This is a genomic window from Dyadobacter endophyticus, from assembly GCF_014641595.1.
GTDB lineage: Bacteria > Bacteroidota > Bacteroidia > Cytophagales > Spirosomataceae > Dyadobacter > Dyadobacter endophyticus.
The window spans coordinates 144,846-164,767 of the sequence record NZ_BMIA01000005.1 but is presented as its reverse complement, the minus strand read 5'-3'; the positions used below and the strand labels follow the sequence as shown (position 1 = coordinate 164,767).

Here is a 19,922-nt window from a genome sequence, read left to right as displayed (position 1 = left end):
TCCAGGGCGGGACCACATTGGTCCCGCCTTTTTTGTTTTTAACAAATTATTCCCGTGTAGTGGCGTAGATAATGCAATGAGCGTCTTTAAAGAAAAACACTATCCCATCATGCGCCGGATTTTCCTCGTTCTCCTCCTGATACTCGCTCAATTTGGTAATGGCAATGCGCAAAACTTATCGACTGCCAAACCCTGGACTTATTGGTGGTGGATGGGCAGCGCGGTCACCAAAACGGATATTACGGCTCAGCTCGAATATTTCAGCAAATCGGGGCTTGGCGGGGTGCACATCATCCCTATTTACGGGGTGAAAGGGTATGAAAAAGCAGCTATTCCTTTTCTGGGAGTGCAGTGGCTGGAAGTAATGCAGCACACCGTCCGCGAGGGCAAGCGTCTGGGATTGGGTGTGGACATGACCACCGGCACCGGCTGGCCCTTCGGTGGCCCGAATGTAACACAGGCTATGGCGGCACAAGGTATGACCATTGTGGATGGAAAGCCCGCGGTGAAGCCAACCGGACAAAAGGTGAAACGCGCTGCGCCGGGCGGGGAAGGTTTTGTGCTCGATCCATTCAATGCAAACGGGATGAAGCAATACCTTTCCCGGTTTGATTCCGCATTTGCTAAATCGTCGGACAAGCCGCGATCGATGTACAATGACTCTTATGAAGCCTACGGTGCTAACTGGACTGACGATTTTGCAAACCAATTTCAATCGCGCAGGAAATATGATTTGTTAAGCAAACTGGCATTGCTCAACGACTCGACGGGAAACCCGGAGGCTACATTAGTTAAAATAGATTACCATCAAACACTGGCCGAACTGCTGCTGGAACGGTACGCGAAGCCCTGGACTGATTGGAGCCGTGCACACGGGTTTGTGACCCGCTACCAGGCGCATGGCTCGCCGGGTAACCTGCTCGATCTCTACGAAGCGGCCGATATTCCGGAAACGGAATCATTTGGTACCAGCCGCTTCAACATTCCCGGCCTGCGCGTCGATCCTGATTATTCGATCGATCAATTCGGAACGCCGAACCCGTTGGCAATGAAGTTTGCTTCTTCGGCGGCAAATTTGTCGGGCAAGAAACTGGTGAGCTCCGAGACCGGTACCTGGCTTGCGAATCATTTCAAGGTTTCATTATCTCAAATCAAGCCGCAGATCGATGAGCTATTTACGGCGGGTATCAACCACATTTTTTATCACGGCACCACCTACTCGCCGGAAAAGGAAGACTTTCCTGGCTGGCTGTTTTATGCTTCCACCAATTTTGGCAAGTCATCCCATTTTTCAGAACATTTCCCGTTGCTGAATCAGTATGTAGAATGGTGCCAAAAACTATTACAGGATAGCAAACCGGATAATGACGTGCTGGTATATTTTCCGATCCATGATTTGTGGGCTACCAAGGCGAAATCGGGCGGTGGAGTGCATTTGCTGGAAGTGCATCATGTTGAGCGCTGGCTGCTGGATTTGCCGTTCGGGAAGCTTTCGGAAAGGCTCTGGAAGGAAGGTTATGCGTTCGATTTTGTGTCGGATTTGCAGTTGAAGAAGTTCACCGTTGATGCGAATGGCGTTTTGAATTCAGGGAATGCTACTTATAGAACTTTGCTGATCCCGTCGGCGACATACTTTCCCGAGGAAACAATGGCAGAGCTCCAACGATTGGCTGGTGGGGGCGCAAAAATCATTTTTGAAGGGAAGCTACCGGCTACCGTTACGGGCAACGCAGATCATGCGCAGCGGCAGAAGGTATTCTCAGAAAATTTAACACAACTTTCAAAACTTAAAAATGTGCGGATTTCCGGCGACCTGCATGGCGACCTGGCGGCGAATGGCGTGATTAGGGAAGAGCTTTCGCGGAAAGGGTTAACATTTATCCGCAAACGGGATTCGCGCGGAATGGCCTTGTATTTTGTCGCCAATCTCGGCAATGCATTTAAAGAAGGGTGGGTGAAAATAGGCAACGGAGAGCTAGTGCGCCGTGACACGCCGCTTCGTGGGCAGTCGCTTATGCATGTTCGTGAAGCGGACGGGAAGTATGAAGTATTTTTACGGCTGGAACCGGGCGAATCTTGCTTTTTACAGACGTCGGGCGACGGATCAGATATACCTTTTGTAAAAAGCCGGGACCAGCAGTTGGATATCAAAGGTAATTGGCAGCTTACTTTCACAGACGGAAGGCCGTATTTGCCTGCACCTGCGAAATTAAGCCAACTGAAATCGTGGACGGAGCTTTCCGACTCAGCCACTTATTTTTCAGGCAAAGCAAAGTACAGTATCAAATTCGATGTTCCGGCCGCGGTGCTTAAAGGGGAAAATGCAGTTTTAGATTTGGGTGATGTGCGTGAAATTGCAAGCGTAAAATTGAATGGGAAAGACCTGGGCACAGCCTGGCGTATCCCTTTCCAGCTCTATGCCGGGCATGCGCTCAAAGCAAAAGGCAACGTTCTTGAAATAGAAGTCACTAACCTTTCAGCCAACTACATGCGCCTGCGCGACCAGCAGCAGCCCGATTGGAAGAAATTTTACGACATTAATATCGTAGACATTACCTATAAAAAGTTCGACGCTGCCCGCTGGCAGCCTATGCCGTCGGGCCTGCTGGGGCCTGTGAAGCTGCTTTATTAGTACTTTATTCCCACAGCGGATAATGTTCCAGCTGGATTTGCCGGCCAAAGAAGATGTTGGTGGATTGCTCGAACGACAATGTATAGTCCGAAACATAGAATTGTCGCTTGCCTTCGCCCTTTTCATTGATCAGATAGTGTTGTTCGAGCCAGGCTTTCAGCGAGCGGGCTACAATATCGGAAGTGTCAAGCGTTTCCACAGTTTCGCCGTAGAATTTGCGGATCTGGGTTTTGATCAAAGGATAATGCGTGCAGCCGAGTATCAATGCTTCGATTCCATTTAAAGTGGGATCCGATAGGTAATTGGCGATCACGCTTTCACTGATATTGTTGTCGAAGAATCCCTCTTCGATCATCGGAGCGAGTAACGGGGTAGCGAGCGATTTCAGGTGAATATTACGATCCAGTGCATCAACCTTCTTTTTGTATACATTGGAGAGAACCGTCTGCTTGGTACCGATGAGGCCGATGGTTTTTCCCTCATAATGCTCCTTCACATAGTCCACCACCGGGTCGATCACATTCAACACCTTTGCTTTGCTTCCCACATACTCGCGCACGAGCTCGTAGGCTGCCGCGGAGGCGGAGTTGCAGGCGATCAGGATCAGCTTGCAGTTTTGCTGTAAAAGCATGTTGCAGATTTTGATCGAATAGGCCTGTATGGCAGCGGTAGACTTATCGCCGTAAGGCAAATGCGCCGTGTCGCCGAAATAAATGGTGTTTTCCTGCGGAAGTAACCTGGTTACGGCACTGGCGACGGTCATACCGCCGATTCCACTATCAAAAATTCCGATGGGCGCAGAGGAGTCGAGCATTGTGGAAAAGTCCTTTTGGTGTTTAATAAATGATATTCGCATCAAAGCTAAAAAAATATCAAAAACTTTTCGGGCACATGCAACCTCATGCGCAGGAATGCGCATCTTGCTGTTGAAACCACCAATTAGAATGGGTCGAATTTTAGCACTATTTAGCCAGGAAGCACAGCTCGTTAAAGCCCTCAGGAAAGAAGATCCGAAGGCGCAGCGACAGCTTTATGACAAGTACAGCCATCGAATGCTGGCTTTGTGCTTCCGCTATGTGTGCGACGAAATGGCGGCTGAGGATGTAATGGTGGAAGGTTTTTTAAAGGTTTTTGAAAAAATAAATCAATTCAGCGGGGAAGGAAATTTTGAGGGGTGGATCAGGAGGATCATGGTGAATGAGTCGCTGGGGTATTTGCGGAAGCAAAAGCGGATTTTGGAGGACAATCTTTCCGACGAAGCCAATAATATCCCGGACTACATCCACGCGGATCAGAACCTGGAAACACAAGAACTGTTGGCATTGATCGAATCGCTGCCTGTGGGTTACCGGACGGTCTTTAACCTGTACGCCATTGAAGGGTACGCACATATTGAAATAGCCCAGATGCTGGGTGTTACCGAAAGTACATCGAAATCACAATTGCACCGTGCCCGTGCCCTGCTGCAAAAGATGGTCGCGGAATGGGAGAATGATTATAAAAAAAAAGTAGACTATGAAAAAGCATCCTGTTGATGATCTTTTCAAACGCAGACTCGAAGGATTGGAAAGGACACCTTCGGAAAATGCGTGGCTAAAAATTCAGGAAAAGCAACCGGCAAAACATCGTTCGGCTGTGTGGGGCTGGTATGCTGCGGCGGGAGTGGCGGCAGCGGTGATGGGAGGATACCTGGTTTGGCAAAATCAGCAGGTTGCGTCGCCGGGAGGTATTCGATCGAATCCGACAGTAGCAGTTGCAAAACCTGCGCCGTCCGAGCCGGCAGTTTTGCCTGTTGACAATACAAAACAGCCGATAGAGCATTTGGCGGCCATGGAGGGAAAAAGCGATGAACATGCCGTGGCAGGGTCAAAACAGACTTCCGAAATACCTGAAACTGGCAAGAATCAACTAGCACAATCGGAAATAAGGCAGGCAGAAATTATCCGGCCAGGTTACGATGCGCCCGTTGTAGCAATCACAGAAAAGCCATCGGTTCTGGTGGAAACAATCCAGCCAGAACCTGTAAATACCCCTGATATCCAGGGAGCCAAGATTTTGCCTGATGAGCCAGCTGTTAGTCAGGTAAACAAGCCGGTAACGGAACCGACAAGGATGATTGTCGTCGCCGTGGAGACCGGTACAGATGAAGCGGATGACAAACCACGCGGCTCCCGGTTCTCCCGGGTTTTCCGTCAGCTCAAAAATGCGAGGGCCGGCGAGAAAGTCGATTGGAATGAAGTCGGTTTTAATCCAAAGAATCTTGTAGCACGTGTGGACGATCGCCTGCGTGGGAAGGATGAAAGAAGTAATGAAAGAGACCACCCTAAAGACAAGACAAAACTGTAATCTGTTAAGCCATGAAAAGTAAAATATATGCAATGGCATTGCTGGTATTGTTTGCCATTGGCGCGCGCGCCGGTTCGTTGAAATCCAACGATGAGTTTTCTGAAAAGGACTCGATTATCGTGACATTCGGGGATAAAACACGGCTGATCATTTATGGAGAGAACCGTACGGAGCTGGAAAAGATCATGAAATACGACCTCAATGCACTTTTAAGGGATCTGAAAGTAAGATTGGATAGTACGCAGGGAGATACGACGTTTCTGCGGGAGGAATTCAACGGGAACAAATACCTCAAAAACCCGGACCAGGCGGTGGACAAGGATTATGTCAGAATTGGCGTTCGTGGAATTCACATTAAAGATGGTGATATGAAGGTTTCCATCGACGGCTCGGGCGTGGAAGTGAAGGAAGGCGATGAAGTAGTAGGTTCGGACTCGACTTACAGGCGTATTGGGAAACGGTTTCACAGGAGGTCGTGGGGCGGTTCGAGCCCGCGGAAGGGATTTAATATCGCATTAGGCCTTAATACATACGGTACCAACGAAACCACTCCGGGGTTTAACAAAAGCGACTATGATCTTAAACCATTCGGATCTCGTTTTGTGAGCCTGGGATATGTGGCCAGTGCAAACGTGGTCAAAGGGAAAGATGCCAGGCTGCATCTGGATTTCGGGATCGATTTTTCGTGGTACAATATGATGTACGACGGAAACAACACAATCGCGAAGACAGACGACAGGGTCGAGTTTAAAGAGATTGTGAACGACCAGGGGCAACCTGTGGAAGTGAGGAAATCGAAACTTGTGGTGCCTTATGTAAACCTGTCGATTATGCCGACATTGAGCTTTTCGAGATCATTCATATCCTATATCAGCGCGGGTGTTTACGGAGGGTACCGCATTGGCAGTTACACAAAGGTGCGGGTAGTGGGAACAAAGGATGTAGATCACGACCGACGAAATTTCTACATTGAAGATCTGCGCTACGGTTTGGCGGCTGAAATAGGTATCCGTAACTTTCCTGACTTGTTTGTGAACTACGATTTAAACAATCTATACGAGGCTAACCGGGGTCCTTCGGTCCGGATGCTGAGTTTCGGGGTGAGATTGTTTTAAGTCTAAAAAGTGCCTATACGGCTCGGAATCGCCATTTTTGATTCCGAGCCGTATTTTTTTTTATTTTTTTTTCAAAACAATTTGAGAATCTAAAAAATGGGTATAATTTTGCGACTCCAAATTGTGAAACAAACGGTTTTCACGCTTGTGTTGAAATGTTGTCTGGGGGTGTACCAGAGTGGCCAAATGGGGCAGACTGTAAATCTGCTGGTGTATGCCTACGGTGGTTCGAATCCATCCGCCCCCACAGTTTGAGTCTGAAAAAATGCTTCAAATCATACCAGTTTTGGAGCCTAGGACGAAGACAAATGCGGAAGTAGCTCAGCTGGTAGAGCGATAGCCTTCCAAGCTATAGGTCGCGAGTTCGAACCTCGTCTTCCGCTCCATTAAAAGCATCATCGAAGCGATTAGCGAAAACATTCAATAGATACTTTTTCGCTAATCGCTTTTTGGTTCTAACGACAGTGCTTTTAATAGCAATGCTTTTGTAGCTCAGGGGTAGAGCACTTCCTTGGTAAGGAAGAGGTCAGGGGTTCAAATCCCCTCAAAAGCTCAGGAATTTTTTGAGCACTTCCTTGGTAAGGAAGAGGTCAGGGCCGGGCGGCCGGTGCCGTTCAAATCCCCTCAAAAGCTCACGGTATTTTGAGTTCGGTATTTTAACTGGCTCAGAAAGCAGGAAGTTTCCCTGCATTGGTTTTGATCCTGATTTGGTAACGATTGCGGTGTTTGATTGCAGGATGCCAGCAGGATCAATTAGTAGTGTATAATAAATTCGTAATAACTTAAATTTTAAGCGTACTTAAGTCATGGCAAAAGAGACGTTTGACCGCTCGAAACCCCACGTAAATATTGGTACTATCGGGCACGTTGACCACGGTAAAACTACCCTTACAGCGGCGATTACAACTGTGTTGGCTGATAAAGGTTTTGCACAGAAACGCGACTTCTCATCAATCGACAATGCTCCTGAGGAGAAAGAGCGCGGTATCACAATCAATACTTCACACGTAGAATACCAGACAGCCAACCGTCACTATGCGCACGTTGACTGCCCAGGTCACGCTGACTACGTGAAGAACATGGTAACTGGTGCTGCTCAGATGGACGGCGCAATCATCGTGGTTGCTGCTACTGACGGTCCTATGCCACAAACTCGTGAGCACATCCTTCTTGCTCGTCAGGTAGGTGTTCCTCAGCTTGTTGTGTTCATGAACAAAGTGGACATGGTTGATGATCCGGAACTTCTTGAACTCGTTGAGATGGAAATCCGCGAGCTTCTTAGCTTCTACGAATTCGATGGCGACAACATTCCTGTTGTACAAGGATCTGCTTTGGGTGGCCTTAATGGCGATCCGAAATGGGTGAAAACTATCGAAGAATTGATGGATGCCGTTGATAGCTGGATTCCAATTCCTCCACGTATGACAGATCTTCCATTCTTGATGCCTGTTGAAGACGTATTCTCGATCACTGGTCGTGGTACTGTTGCAACTGGTCGTATCGAGCGTGGTATTATCAACTCAGGTGAAGCTGTTGATATCCTTGGTATGGGTGCAGAAGGTCTTAAATCAGTTGTAACTGGTGTTGAGATGTTCCGTAAGATCCTTGACCGCGGTGAAGCTGGTGACAACGTAGGTTTGCTGCTTCGTGGTATCGACAAAGAAGATATCCGTCGTGGTATGGTTATCTGTAAGCCAGGTTCCGTTAAGCCTCACTTGCACTTCAAAGGTGAAGTTTACGTACTGTCGAAAGAAGAAGGTGGACGTCACACTCCATTCTTTAACAAATACCGTCCTCAGTTCTACTTCCGTACCACTGACGTGACAGGTGAAATCACACTTCCTGCTGGTGTTGAAATGGTTATGCCAGGTGATAACATCACAATCGAAGTGAAACTGATCAACAAAATCGCTATGGAAAAAGGTCTTCGTTTCGCGATTCGCGAAGGTGGACGTACCGTAGGTGCTGGTCAGGTAACTGAAATTCTTGACTAATCAAGATAGCAATAATAAAACAAGTGCATTTCTTCTGGGATGCACTTGTTTTTTATAAAAAAATCGTATCTTTGCAGCCCCAATCAGTAGGTTGTACGATAAACGGGTGTAGTTCAAGGGTAGAATAGCGGTCTCCAAAACCGTTGATGGGAGTTCGAATCTCTCCACCCGTGCATAAATCGAAAAGGTGAAATGGAAAAATTTACTTCTTTTTTGAAAGCGTCCTGGGAGGAGATAACCCAGCATGTAACATGGCCGCCTTTCAACGAGCTGCAAGCCAATACCACGCTGGTGCTTGTGGGTTCGCTCATTTTTGCCTTTGTGGTAGGTGTGATGGATTTCGTTTTCGAAAACGCACTGAAACTGTTTTATCAGTCTTTCTAAGGCTATTTTATTAAAGATAACCCCCCGAAAGGTATGAGTAGTCTAAATTGGTTTGTATTAAGGGCGGTGTCCGGACAAGAGAAAAAGATCAAGTCCTACATTGAAAATGAAATAACACGCCAGAAGCTGAACGAATTCGTTCCGCAGATCCTGATCCCTTCGGAGAAGATCTATGAAATGCGCAACGGCAAGAAGCGTGTGAGGGAAAAGAATTTCTTTCCCGGCTATATTATCATTTCGGCCGATCTGTCAAAAGGGGAGGTTCTGCACATTATTACAAGTATCCCCGGCGTAATTGGTTTCCTGGGCAATGCCGAAGGGAATTCCAAAGTGCCCGTTCCGCTTCGTCAATCCGAAATTAACCGTATCCTCGGTAAGGTAGATGAGGCAGAGCAGCATGAAGAAGCGCCAAGCATGTCTTTCATTAAAGGCGAAACCGTGAAGGTTGTAGATGGTCCGTTCAGCGGATTTATCGGTCTGGTGGAAGAAGTGTTCGATGAGAAGAAAAAACTCAATGTAGTTGTAAAAATATTCGGGCGTAATACACCCGTGGAACTCAGTTACGCACAAGTAGAAAAGGATAGTTGAGCGAATAGCGGGCAGGTAGGCTTCCAACTGCATGTGAGCCGCTAGTCAATCAATGAACCGACAAATTCCAAAACAATGGCAAAAGAAATAGGTGGATACGTCAAACTGCAGGTGAAAGGTGGCCAAGCCAACCCATCACCTCCGATTGGTCCTGCATTAGGATCGAAGGGTTTGAATATCATGGAGTTTTGCAAGCAGTTCAATGGCCGTACCCAGGATAAAATGGGTGTGGTATTGCCGGTAGTTATTACATACTACAAAGACAAGTCTTTCGACTTCGTCATCAAAACCCCCCCGGCCGCTATTCTTCTTCTGGAAGCCTCAAAAGTGAAAACAGGTTCGGCTCAGCCAAACCGTATCAAGGTAGGATCAGTTTCATGGGATCAAGTTAAAACGATCGCTGAAACAAAAATGCCCGACCTGAACTGCTTCACCGTAGAGTCTGCTATGAAAATGATCGCGGGAACGGCTCGTAGTATGGGTATCACCGTGGCTGGCAAAGCCCCATGGGAAGAAAACAACTGAGCGTAGATTAATAAATACGCCAAAGAAACAAAGAACATGGGAAAATTGACCAAAAAGCAAAAAGAAGCTCTTTCAAAATACGACGCAACCCAGGCGTTTACCCTGGAGCAAGCTGCGGATGTTCTGAAGACGATTTCCTATACCAAATTTGATGCTTCCGTAGATATCGACGTTCGTTTGGGCGTAGATCCTCGTAAAGCTGACCAAATGGTGCGTGGCGTGGTAACATTGCCACACGGAACCGGCAAAGAAGTTCGTGTACTTGTATTGTGTACTCCCGACAAGGAGGCAGAAGCGAAAGAGGCAGGAGCGGATTATGTTGGTCTTGACGAATACATTACAAAAATCGAGCAAGGCTGGACAGACATCGACGTGATTATTACAATGCCAAGTGTAATGGCAAAAGTAGGTAGACTTGGTAAAGTATTAGGTCCTCGCGGCTTGATGCCAAACCCTAAGTCAGGAACTGTAACTCCGGATGTAGCGAAAGCTGTAAAAGAGGTGAAGGCTGGTAAAATCGACTTCAAAGTTGACAAAACCGGTATCATTCACACGAGCATCGGAAAGGTATCTTTCGGAACTGATCAGCTTGCACAGAATGCAACGGAGGTTATCAATACCTTGGTTCGCCTTAAGCCTTCATCGGCAAAAGGTACTTACGTAAAAAGCATTCACTTGTCAAGCACGATGAGCCCGGGTGTTATTATTGACAAAAACACGATTCCAGGACTGTAATATGACACGGGAAGAAAAAGCAGTAATTATTGACGAGTTAAGTCAGAAATTCGCCAGCACGCCGTACTTCTACATTACCAACGCGACGGGTATGACCGTGAGCGAGGTGAACACCCTCAGAGGCCTTTGCTTCGAGCGTGGTGTTGAGTATCGTGTTGTGAAGAATACATTGATTAAAAAAGCGCTTGAAACACTAGATACGGACTATTCTTCTTTCGACGAAGTGTTGAAAGGATTTTCCGGAGTAATGTTTCACCCGGAGTCAGGTAAAGTTCCTGCACAACTGATTAAGGATTTCAAAAAGAAATCAGGTAGCGACAAACTGAAGTTTAAAGGAGCTTCTGTGGATACTGCCCTTTTCGTTGGAGAAAGCCAGCTGGACGTTCTGATTTCTCTGAAATCGAAACAAGAACTGATCGGCGAAGTGATCGGATTGTTGCAATCGCCTGCCAAAAATGTTATCGGCGCTCTTACAAGCGGCGGACAGAACCTGGCCGGTATCCTCAAAACTTTATCTGAAAAAGAGGACTAATTTGAATAGCCAGGTCTAGCTCTCCGGGTTAATATTAAATGGAGCTTTTTTAAATCATCTTATTGTATAATCAAAAAAATCAAAATAAAAATGGCAGATTTGAAAGCTTTCGCAGAACAGCTTGTTAACCTTACGGTTAAAGAAGTGAACGAATTGGCTACAATTCTTAAAGACGAGTACGGCATTGAGCCAGCAGCAGCTGGTGCAGTAGTAGTGGCAGGTCCTGCTGGTGGTGGTAGCGATGCTCCTGCAGTTGAAGAAAAAACATCTTTCGATGTGATTTTGAAATCAGCTGGTGCAGGTAAACTTGCTGTTGTGAAATTGGTTAAAGACCTTACTGGTCTTGGCCTGAAAGAAGCGAAAGAACTCGTTGACGGCGCTCCAAAACCTGTAAAAGAAGGTGTTGCGAAAGACGAAGCTGACGCTTTGAAAAAGCAACTTGAAGAAGCTGGTGCAGAAGTTGAAGTGAAGTAATTTGCTCCACAGCATTAGAAAATAAATTCTACGGGAATAGGCCTGACAACCGTCAGGTCTTTTCCTGTTTTGTATACAAACCAAACGAAAAGCACTTTTTTATCGTTCTGGTTAAGGTGGTGACGAGTTCGCCCCCCATAATCTCCCCAAGCTGACTGCCCGAAACACTTCTTTACTCGTAGGAAAGGAGAACAGGGGCGTCAACTTTACTCTTCTACGAGGCATTAGATTAGGTTAAAACTAATTAGTTTTTCTGCTAACCCAAATCACACATAGCCTTGGCTACAATTAATCCAAAAACACCAAGAAAGAACTTCTCTCGGATTAATCAGATTATCGATTATCCTGATCTTTTGGGAATCCAGGTACAATCGTTCCGTGATTTCTTTAGTCTGGATACATCGGTTGAAGACCGTTCCGGAGAAGGATTGTACAAAGTTTTCGCTGAAAACTTCCCCATCGCCGACTCTCGTGAGAATTTCGTTCTCGAGTTCATCGATTACCTCCTTGAACCACCGAAGTATTCTGTCGACGAATCCATTGATCGCGGTCTGACTTACGCAGTACCTTTAAAGGCGAAACTGCGGCTGATCTGTAACGACGCCGATCATGAAGAATTTGAAACCATTGAGCAGGAAGTGTTCCTCGGGAACATTCCTTACATGACCGAACGCGGTTCGTTCGTAATCAATGGTGCTGAGCGCGTAATCGTATCTCAGCTTCACCGTTCACCGGGCGTGTTCTTCTCTATGAGCAAGCACACCAACGGTTCTAAACTATATTCTGCGCGGATTATTCCATTCAAAGGTTCCTGGATCGAATTCTCTACGGACGTGAATAACGTGATGTACGCGTACATCGACCGTAAGAAGAAGTTCCCTGTAACAACCCTTTTGAGAGCGATCGGTTTCGGATCTGATAAAGATATCCTCGACCTGTTCGGCCTTTCGGAGGAAATCAGCGCAACACCTGCTAACCTGAAAAAGGCAGTAGGACGCCGGTTGGCGGCAAGGGTTCTCCGTACATGGACTGAGGACTTCGTGGATGAGGATACCGGCGAGGTAGTTTCTATCCAGCGTAACGAAGTGTTGCTGGAACGTGACTCTTCCATTTCAGCGGATGATATCGATGTAATCCTGGAATCAGGGCAGAAGTCGATCATCATGCACAAAGAAGACATGAACGTAGCGGATTATAATATCATTTATAATACGCTTCAAAAAGATAGCTCAAACTCCGACAAGGAAGCTGTTGAGCAAATTTACCGTCAACTGCGTAATGCAGAAGCTCCTGATGAGCAAACTGCACGAGACGTGATCCAGAGCTTGTTCTTCTCGGATAAACGTTATGACCTGGGTGATGTAGGCCGTTACCGGATCAACAAGAAACTGGGATCGGATACCAGCCTCGACGTTCGCGTTCTGACAACCGGTGATATTGTTTCCATCGTGAAATACCTGATCGGTCTGATCAATGCGAAAGCGGTAGTCGATGATATCGATCACTTGTCAAACCGTCGTGTACGTACGGTGGGCGAGCAGCTTTATGCACAGTTCGGCGTAGGTCTTGCACGTATGGCGCGTACCATTAAGGAGCGTATGAACGTACGGGACAACGAAGATTTCAAACCTGTTGATTTGATCAATGCAAGAACATTGTCATCTGTAATCAACTCGTTCTTCGGTACCAACCAGCTTTCTCAGTTCATGGATCAAACGAACCCATTGGCTGAGATTACCCACAAGCGTCGTATGTCGGCACTTGGACCAGGTGGTCTTTCCCGTGAAAGAGCAGGTTTCGAGGTTCGTGACGTTCACTACACCCACTATGGTCGTCTGTGTACGATCGAAACTCCGGAAGGTCCGAACATTGGTCTGATCTCGTCACTTTGCGTATTTGCAAAAGTGAACGGTATGGGCTTCATCGAAACACCTTACCGTGTGATCGACAGTGCAGGTAAGCTGACCAACGAGCTGATCTACATGACAGCGGAAGAAGAAGATTCCAAATACATCGCGCAGGCGAATGCGTCTGTTGATAAAGAAGGAAACTTCACTGTTGAGAAAATCAAAACGCGTTTCGAAGGTGACTTCCCGATGGTGGATCCTTCGCAAGCATCGTATATGGACGTTGCTGCGAACCAGATCGTATCGGTAGCGGCTTCGTTGATTCCGTTCCTTGAACACGATGATGCGAACCGTGCCTTGATGGGATCTAACATGCAGCGCCAGGGGGTGCCTCTGTTGCGTCCGCAGGCTCCTATCGTAGGAACTGGTCTGGAACGCCGCGTGGCAATGGACTCCCGTGCATTGGTAGTAGCGGAAGGCGACGGCGAAATCGAATTCGTGGATGCGAAGAAGATCGTCGTTAAATACGACCGTACAGACGATGACCGCCTTGTTAGCTTTATCGACGACAGCGTTTCTTACGACCTCGTGAAATTCCGTCGTACCAACCAGGATACCTGCCTTAACCTTCAACCAATGGTTCTTAAAGGCCAGAAAGTGAAGAAGGGAGAGCCGCTTTGCCAGGGATATGGTACAGAAGGCGGTGAGCTTGCATTGGGCCGTAACCTTCTGGTTGCATTCATGCCTTGGCAGGGATACAACTTCGAGGATGCGATCGTAATCTCTGAAAAAGTAGTACGCGAAGATATCTTTACTTCGATCCACATCGAAGAATTTGAGCTCGAAGTACGTGATACCAAACGCGGAGAAGAAGAATTGACTGCCGAGATCCCGAACGTAAGCGAGGAAACTGTGAAGAACCTCGACGAAAACGGTATTGTCCAGGTAGGAACAGAAGTAAAAGAAGGTGATATCCTGATTGGTAAGATCACTCCAAAAGGAGAATCTGATCCTACCCCTGAGGAAAAACTGCTTCGTGCAATCTTCGGTGATAAGGCTGGCGATGTGAAGGATGCTTCGAAAAAGGCACCACCATCGATGAAAGGTGTGGTAATCGATACCAAACTGTTCTCCCGCCCAACCAAAGAAGAGCGTGCAAAACATAAGGACGAGCTTCGTCTGTTGATGAAAAAATACAGCCGCGATCTGACTGCATTGCGCGGTCGCGTGATCGATAAGCTGGTAACATTGACGGAAGGCAAAACAAGCTCGGGTGTAAAACATAAATTCGGCGACGAGCTGATCAGCAAAGGAATGAAGTTCAACGTGAGAAATATCTCCGAGAACCTGTTCCCTGCCAACAACCCGTACCGTGACGAAAGCCAGTATGCAGTTCCTGAGGAGGTTAACCTCATCGGAGACGTTCTGACCGACTCATGGACCGAGGACAGCAACGTAAACCTTCAGGTTTCATTGGTGTTGAAAAACTACCTGAATGCGCGCAGCGAAGTTATGGGCCGCTTCAAACGCGATCGTTTCGCATTGGAAGTGGGCGACGAACTACCTGCTGGTATCGTGAAACTGGCGAAAGTATACATCGCCAAGAAACGTAAACTGAAAGTTGGGGATAAAATGGCGGGTCGCCACGGTAACAAAGGGGTTGTAGCCCGTATCGTTCGTGACGAAGATATGCCATTCCTTGAAGACGGAACACCGGTAAACATCGTGTTGAACCCACTTGGGGTACCTTCACGTATGAACATCGGTCAGATTTACGAAACCATCCTTGCATGGGCTGGTCTGAAACTCGGCCGCCGCTACGCAACACCGATCTTTGACGGTGCTACTGAAGCGGAAGTTGCTGCTGAGTTGAAAGAAGCAGGTCTGCCGGATTGGGGACGTACTTATCTGTACAATGGTCTTACTGGTGAGCAGTTTGACCAGCCGGTAACTGTCGGTCTGATGTACATGATGAAACTGGGCCACTTGGTTGACGACAAAATGCACGCGCGTTCTATCGGGCCATACTCGCTCATTACCCAGCAACCATTGGGTGGTAAAGCGCAGTTCGGTGGACAGCGTTTCGGTGAGATGGAAGTGTGGGCGCTTGAAGCGTTCGGTGCATCGCACATTCTTCAGGAGATCCTTACTGTGAAATCCGATGATGTGGTTGGCCGTGCCAAAGCGTATGAAGCGATCGTGAAAGGTGAAAACCTTCCGAAACCAAATATCCCAGAGTCATTCAACGTACTTGTCCACGAACTTCGCGGACTAGCATTGGAGATTACACTGGACTAATTTCTAGTCGTTGGCGCGGGTGACCGCGCCATAGAAATGCAAACAAATTAGTTTCGACTAACAGACAAACGACTCTTTATTATGTCTTTCAAAAAGAATAAAAAATTAAATAGCGACTTTTCCAGAATGACGATCAGTCTGGCGTCACCGGAGTCTATCCTAGAAAGCTCCTTCGGTGAAGTAACCCAGCCTGAGACCATCAACTACCGGACCTACAAGCCGGAGATGGGCGGTCTGTTCTGCGAGCGCATTTTTGGTCCTGTAAAAGACTGGGAATGCCACTGCGGGAAATACAAGCGCATTCGTTACAAAGGAATTATCTGCGACCGTTGCGGTGTAGAGGTAACCGAGAAAAAGGTTCGCCGCGAGCGCATGGGTCACATTGAACTGGTGGTTCCTGTTGCACATATCTGGTACTTCCGCAGCTTGCCGAACAAAATCGGTTACCTGCTGGGACTTTCTACCAAGAAACTCGACCAGATCATTTATTACGAACGGTACGCGGTTGTTCAGCCAGGTATCAAGGAAGAGGACGGCGTAAGCTACCTCGACTTCCTGACCGAAGATGAATACCTCGACATCATCGACAAACTTCCACGCGAGAATCAGTTGCTTCCTGACACGGATCCCAACAAATTCATCGCGAGAATGGGTGCCGATGCACTGGAAATGCTGTTGAGCCGCATTAAGCTTGACGAACTTTCTTACGAGCTCCGTCACCAGGCTGCTACCGACACTTCACAGCAACGTAAAGCGGAAGCTTTGAAGCGCCTGAAAGTAGTAGAAGCATTCCGTGATGCGAATACCCGTATCGAAAACCGCCCTGAATGGATGGTGATCAAAATGGTACCGGTTATTCCACCAGAATTGCGTCCGCTTGTGCCCCTGGATGGTGGCCGTTTCGCGACTTCGGATTTGAACGACCTTTACCGTCGTGTAATTATCCGTAACAACCGTCTGAAACGCCTTATCGAGATCAAGGCACCTGAGGTGATCTTGCGTAACGAAAAACGGATGTTGCAGGAAGCGGTTGACTCGCTTTTCGATAACAGCCGTAAAGTGAATGCGGTACGTTCAGAAGGTAACCGTGCTTTGAAATCACTTTCAGACATGCTGAAAGGTAAGCAAGGCCGTTTCCGTCAAAACTTGCTGGGTAAGCGTGTCGACTACTCTGGTCGTTCGGTTATCGTGGTAGGTCCTGAATTGAAACTGCACGAATGCGGTTTGCCAAAAGATATGGCGGCTGAACTTTTCAAGCCGTTCATTATCCGTAAGCTGATCGAGCGCGGAATCGTTAAAACTGTAAAATCAGCGAAGAAGATCGTAGACCGCAAGGATCCTGTGATCTGGGATATTCTCGAAAACGTACTGAAAGGTCACCCGGTATTGCTTAACCGTGCTCCGACACTTCACCGTTTGGGTATCCAGGCATTCCAGCCTAAACTGATCGAAGGAAAAGCGATCCAGCTTCACCCATTGGTTTGTACGGCATTCAACGCTGACTTTGACGGTGACCAGATGGCGGTACACGTACCGCTGGGTCAGGAAGCCGTATTGGAAGCGTCTATGCTCATGCTTTCTTCGCACAACATCCTGAACCCTGCCAACGGTGCACCAATCACGGTACCATCTCAGGACATGGTTTTGGGTCTGTATTATGTGACCAAAGGACGTGTAAGCACAGAACAATACCCGATCATCGGAGAAGGCAAAATCTTCTACGGTCCTGATGAAGTTATCATCGCGATCAATGAAGGCAAGCTTTCAAAACATGCGAATATCAAATGCCGTCTGCGCGTACGCAACGACGACAATACATTTGAAACCAAACTGGTTGATACCGTAGCAGGACGTATCCTGTTCAACCAGGCCGTTCCTGAGGAAGTGGGTTATATCAACGAACTGTTGACTAAAAAGAAACTTCAGCAGATCATCGGTTTGGTATTCAAACAGGCTGGTGTGGCCCGTACCGCACAATTCCTTGACGAAATCAAAGAGCTTGGTTTCCAAATGGCCTTCAAAGGTGGTTTGTCAATGGGATTGGACGATGTAATGGTTCCAAGTGAAAAAGAAAAACTCATCGAGCAGGCGAAAGCCGACGTTGAAAACGTCTGGAACAACTACCTGATGGGTTTGATCACCGAGAACGAACGTTACAACCAGGTGATCGATATCTGGACGCGCGTTAACTCACGCATTACAGAAACGTTGATGAAGCAGCTGGAATCAGACAAAGGCGGATTCAACTCAATCTATATGATGATGCACTCCGGAGCCCGCGGTTCCCGCGAGCAGATCCGTCAGTTGGGTGGTATGAGGGGTCTTATGGCCAAGCCTCAGAAAAACATCGCTGGTGGTGCGGGTGAAATCATCGAAAACCCGATCCTTTCTAACTTTAAGGAAGGTTTGGACGTTTTGGAATACTTTATCTCTACCCACGGTGCGCGTAAAGGTTTGGCCGATACAGCGTTGAAAACTGCGGATGCGGGTTACCTGACCCGTCGTTTGCACGACGTTGCACAGGACGTGGTAGTAGTGGAAGAAGACTGCGGATCGCTCCGCGGTATCGCGATCTCTGCATTGAAAGATAATGAGGATATCGTAGAGCCATTGTCAGAGCGTATCCTTGGTCGTGTAAGTGTACACGATGTATTCGATCCGTTGACCAACGAATTGATCCTTACATCAGGACAGGAAATCACAGAAGAAATTGCTGCTTACATTGACGAGACGGCTATTGAAACTGTTGAAATCCGTTCGGTACTGACTTGCGAAACCCGCGATGGTGTTTGTGCAAAATGCTACGGACGCAGCTTGGCGTCTGCCCAGATGGTGAACATCGGTGAGGCAGTTGGTGTAATCGCTTCCCAGTCAATCGGTGAGCCAGGTACACAGCTGACACTCCGTACATTCCACGTGGGTGGTACGGCTTCCAACATCTCTGTTGAAGCCAACATCAAAGCGAAATTCGACGGTTTGATCCAGTTCGAAGACCTTCGTTTAGTACAATCTGTTAACTCAGAAGGCGACGAAGTAACAGTAGTAATGGGCCGTTCAGGTGAAGTGAAAGTTGTTCACCCTGAAACGAAACAACTCCTGATCTCGAACAACGTACCTTACGGTGCACATTTGCAAGTGAAAGAAGGCGACACCGTGTTTAAAGGACAGGAACTTTGTACCTGGGACCCTTATCACGCGGTAATCCTTTCTGAATTCACCGGAACTGTTTCCTTCGACGCTATCGAGGAAGGTATCACATTCCGTGAAGAATTTGACGAACAAACAGGCTTCCAGGAGTCGGTGATCATTGAAACGCGTGACAAAACCAAAAACCCGGCTATCGTGGTGAAAGGTAAGTCTACCTTGTTGAAAGATCAGACTGAAAAAGGTTATAACCTTCCTGTGGGTGCACGTTTGGTTGTGAAGGCAGGTGCAGCTATCAAGGCTGGTCAGCCGCTGGCGAAAATCCCACGTGTTGTTGGTAAAACACGCGATATCACGGGAGGTCTGCCACGTGTGACCGAATTGTTCGAAGCACGTAACCCATCGAACCCAGCAACGGTTTCTGAAATCGACGGTGTAGTATCTTATGGTGGCGTAAAACGCGGTAACCGTGAAATCCATATCGAATCGAAAGACGGAACACAACGCCGTTACATGGTACCTCTTTCGAAACACATCCTCGTTCAGGATGGTGACTTCGTAAGAGCCGGTGACCCGCTTTCCGATGGTGCTATCACGCCTGCGGATATCCTTTCTATCAAAGGACCAACCGCGGTTCAGGAGTACCTGGTGAATGAGATTCAGGAAGTATACCGTCTGCAAGGTGTGAAGATCAACGATAAACACATCGAGTGTATCGTACGCCAGATGATGCAGAAAGTGGATATCCTGGACGCTGGTGACACCAACTTCCTCGAAATGCAGGCTGTCGACCGCGTGGTATTCCGCGAGGAGAACGACAAGATCCTGGATATGAAAGTAGTTGAAGACTCTGGTAGCTCCGAGACACTGAAGCCAGGTATGATCGTTTCGGTTCGTCGTTTGCGCGATGAGAATTCAAGCCTGAAACGTCGTGACCTTAAACTGGTTACTGCCCGTGATGCGCAAGCAGCAGTTGCGAGACCTACCTTGATGGGTATCACACAAGCTTCTTTGGGTACTGAAAGCTTTGTTTCCGCGGCTTCATTCCAGGAAACAACCAAAGTACTGAGCGAAGCGGCTGTTCGTGGAAAACGCGACGAACTGAAAGGTTTGAAGGAGAATGTGATCGTTGGTCACCTGATCCCTGCTGGTACAGGTATGCGTCAATACGAAAACCTGATCGTAGGATCGAAAGAAGAATACGATGCGCTGTCAGATTCTCGCGAGAGACAATCCCGCAAGAAAAAAGAGTTGGCGTAATCCGACTGAATATGAGAAAGCAAAGAGCCGGCCTGCAAATGCAGGACC

14 protein-coding genes and 4 tRNA genes are annotated in these 19,922 nt (G+C 47.6%); 17 read left to right on the top strand and 1 reads right to left on the bottom strand.

Going from position 1 to position 19,922, the window contains the following annotated elements; all coding sequences use genetic code 11:
- Positions 1-109 precede the first annotated feature (109 nt).
- Positions 110-2,632: a glycosyl hydrolase gene (locus tag IEY24_RS27590; RefSeq protein ID WP_188938524.1), complete on the top strand. Its 2,523-nt coding sequence runs from the start codon at positions 110-112 to the stop codon at positions 2,630-2,632.
- A 4-nt stretch (positions 2,633-2,636) separates the two neighbouring features.
- Here the strand turns inward: IEY24_RS27590 and murI are convergent, their stop codons facing one another.
- A complete protein-coding gene (gene murI / locus IEY24_RS27585; RefSeq protein ID WP_188938523.1) occupies positions 2,637-3,446 on the bottom strand; it encodes a glutamate racemase in 810 nt (269 codons plus the stop codon).
- A 130-nt stretch (positions 3,447-3,576) separates the two neighbouring features.
- On the opposite strand from murI, the gene IEY24_RS27580 reads away from it, so the two are divergent.
- From IEY24_RS27580 to rpoC, 16 genes are all read left to right on the top strand, one after another.
- Positions 3,577-4,167 carry an RNA polymerase sigma factor gene (locus IEY24_RS27580; protein ID WP_188938522.1) on the top strand — a complete coding sequence of 197 codons (591 nt, stop codon included), beginning with the start codon at positions 3,577-3,579 and terminating at the stop codon, positions 4,165-4,167.
- The gene (locus tag IEY24_RS27575; RefSeq protein WP_188938521.1) at positions 4,148-4,978 is read left to right on the top strand and encodes a hypothetical protein; all 831 of its coding nucleotides are present in this window, start codon (positions 4,148-4,150) and stop codon (positions 4,976-4,978) included. Before IEY24_RS27580 ends, IEY24_RS27575 begins: the two co-directional genes overlap by 20 nt.
- 11 nt (positions 4,979-4,989) lie before the next feature.
- Entirely contained in the window at positions 4,990-6,093 is a 1,104-nt protein-coding gene (locus IEY24_RS27570) for a hypothetical protein (protein WP_188938520.1), read from the top strand.
- A gap of 164 nt (positions 6,094-6,257) precedes the next feature.
- A tRNA-Tyr gene (locus IEY24_RS27565) sits at positions 6,258-6,340 on the top strand.
- A 63-nt stretch (positions 6,341-6,403) separates the two neighbouring features.
- Positions 6,404-6,479, top strand: a tRNA-Gly gene (locus tag IEY24_RS27560).
- Between the two features lie 95 nt (positions 6,480-6,574).
- Positions 6,575-6,646 (top strand) — tRNA-Thr (locus IEY24_RS27555).
- Between the two features lie 253 nt (positions 6,647-6,899).
- Positions 6,900-8,087: an elongation factor Tu gene (gene tuf, locus IEY24_RS27550; RefSeq protein WP_090381988.1), complete on the top strand. Its 1,188-nt coding sequence runs from the start codon at positions 6,900-6,902 to the stop codon at positions 8,085-8,087.
- Positions 8,088-8,189: 102 nt separating this feature from the next.
- Positions 8,190-8,260: transfer RNA gene (locus tag IEY24_RS27545), tRNA-Trp, on the top strand.
- Between the two features lie 19 nt (positions 8,261-8,279).
- Positions 8,280-8,471, top strand: coding sequence for a preprotein translocase subunit SecE (gene secE, locus IEY24_RS27540; protein WP_031528323.1), 192 nt, complete (start codon positions 8,280-8,282; stop codon positions 8,469-8,471).
- A gap of 33 nt (positions 8,472-8,504) precedes the next feature.
- Positions 8,505-9,059, top strand: a complete 555-nt coding sequence (gene nusG / locus IEY24_RS27535; protein WP_015812908.1) for a transcription termination/antitermination protein NusG — start codon at positions 8,505-8,507, stop codon at positions 9,057-9,059.
- Between the two features lie 75 nt (positions 9,060-9,134).
- On the top strand, positions 9,135-9,584 hold the full coding sequence (gene rplK, locus IEY24_RS27530) for a 50S ribosomal protein L11 (RefSeq protein ID WP_019944910.1): 450 nt from the start codon (positions 9,135-9,137) through the stop codon (positions 9,582-9,584).
- Positions 9,585-9,620: 36 nt separating this feature from the next.
- Positions 9,621-10,319, top strand: coding sequence for a 50S ribosomal protein L1 (gene rplA, locus IEY24_RS27525; protein WP_188938519.1), 699 nt, complete (start codon positions 9,621-9,623; stop codon positions 10,317-10,319).
- A gap of 1 nt (position 10,320) precedes the next feature.
- On the top strand, positions 10,321-10,851 hold the full coding sequence (gene rplJ, locus IEY24_RS27520; RefSeq protein WP_090381982.1) for a 50S ribosomal protein L10: 531 nt from the start codon (positions 10,321-10,323) through the stop codon (positions 10,849-10,851).
- 90 nt (positions 10,852-10,941) lie between these two features.
- Positions 10,942-11,325 (top strand): 50S ribosomal protein L7/L12, encoded by a 384-nt coding sequence (gene rplL / locus IEY24_RS27515; protein ID WP_019944912.1) that lies wholly within the window; start codon positions 10,942-10,944, stop codon positions 11,323-11,325.
- 278 nt (positions 11,326-11,603) lie between these two features.
- Positions 11,604-15,470, top strand: a complete 3,867-nt coding sequence (gene rpoB / locus IEY24_RS27510) for a DNA-directed RNA polymerase subunit beta (protein ID WP_188938518.1) — start codon at positions 11,604-11,606, stop codon at positions 15,468-15,470.
- Positions 15,471-15,551: 81 nt separating this feature from the next.
- A complete protein-coding gene (gene rpoC, locus IEY24_RS27505; protein ID WP_188938517.1) occupies positions 15,552-19,874 on the top strand; it encodes a DNA-directed RNA polymerase subunit beta' in 4,323 nt (1,440 codons plus the stop codon).
- Positions 19,875-19,922: the final 48 nt, after the last annotated feature.

Excerpts from the sequence above, each read along its gene's own strand:
- IEY24_RS27590 (WP_188938524.1), top strand. The coding sequence starts at position 110 with ATGCGCCGGATTTTCCTCGTTCTCCTCCTGATACTCGCTCAATTTGGT.
- murI (WP_188938523.1), bottom strand. The coding sequence starts at position 3,446 with ATGCTCGACTCCTCTGCGCCCATCGGAATTTTTGATAGTGGAATCGGC.
- IEY24_RS27580 (WP_188938522.1), top strand. The coding sequence starts at position 3,577 with ATGGGTCGAATTTTAGCACTATTTAGCCAGGAAGCACAGCTCGTTAAA.
- IEY24_RS27575 (WP_188938521.1), top strand. The coding sequence starts at position 4,148 with ATGAAAAAGCATCCTGTTGATGATCTTTTCAAACGCAGACTCGAAGGA.
- IEY24_RS27570 (WP_188938520.1), top strand. The coding sequence starts at position 4,990 with ATGAAAAGTAAAATATATGCAATGGCATTGCTGGTATTGTTTGCCATT.
- tuf (WP_090381988.1), top strand. The coding sequence starts at position 6,900 with ATGGCAAAAGAGACGTTTGACCGCTCGAAACCCCACGTAAATATTGGT.
- secE (WP_031528323.1), top strand. The coding sequence starts at position 8,280 with ATGGAAAAATTTACTTCTTTTTTGAAAGCGTCCTGGGAGGAGATAACC.
- nusG (WP_015812908.1), top strand. The coding sequence starts at position 8,505 with ATGAGTAGTCTAAATTGGTTTGTATTAAGGGCGGTGTCCGGACAAGAG.
- rplK (WP_019944910.1), top strand. The coding sequence starts at position 9,135 with ATGGCAAAAGAAATAGGTGGATACGTCAAACTGCAGGTGAAAGGTGGC.
- rplA (WP_188938519.1), top strand. The coding sequence starts at position 9,621 with ATGGGAAAATTGACCAAAAAGCAAAAAGAAGCTCTTTCAAAATACGAC.
- rplJ (WP_090381982.1), top strand. The coding sequence starts at position 10,321 with ATGACACGGGAAGAAAAAGCAGTAATTATTGACGAGTTAAGTCAGAAA.
- rplL (WP_019944912.1), top strand. The coding sequence starts at position 10,942 with ATGGCAGATTTGAAAGCTTTCGCAGAACAGCTTGTTAACCTTACGGTT.
- rpoC (WP_188938517.1), top strand. The coding sequence starts at position 15,552 with ATGTCTTTCAAAAAGAATAAAAAATTAAATAGCGACTTTTCCAGAATG.